The organism is Phocaeicola sp. RTP21198st1_B8_RTP21198_201120, assembly GCF_040929485.1.
Taxonomy (GTDB): Bacteria; Bacteroidota; Bacteroidia; order Bacteroidales; family Bacteroidaceae; genus Phocaeicola; species Phocaeicola dorei.
Genome location: NZ_JBCOCI010000217.1, coordinates 1 through 367, shown reverse-complemented (window position 1 = coordinate 367; position 367 = coordinate 1). Strand labels below are relative to the sequence as shown.

Annotated in this window: 1 pseudogene; it reads right to left on the bottom strand. The window is 40.3% G+C overall.

The annotated features are described in order from the left end of the window. Positions 1–23: 23 nt before the first annotated feature. Positions 24–367, bottom strand: a pseudogene (locus AB5935_RS24690) (insulinase family protein); the annotation flags it as partial.

The following is a 367-nucleotide window of genomic DNA, read 5'->3' as shown; positions in this document are numbered from 1 at the left end:
ATTTATGGCCGGCTCGTTTCTTTTTAGTATCCGAAAATCTGTTCTTGGGTCAATTCTTCAATAGGACCTACAGCTTTCAATTTATCCAGCTCCAAATCTTTCTTATCTCCCAGGATGCAATAAACATACGTACGTCCTTTTACCCATTGCTTTTGGAAATCGACAATATCTTTTAGCGACATGTTCTGTATGTCGTTGTAGAGCTTGATGCGCGGGTCTACGTTTTGCCCTAAATCTTGTGCATTGATATAACTCCAGATAATGTCACCTTTGATGATACGTTCGGTGCGCAGACGGTTGGTTAATCCATCTTTAGCCAGTTTGAAAGCAGCTTCGGATTCCGGCATATTATTGATGATGTCATTAA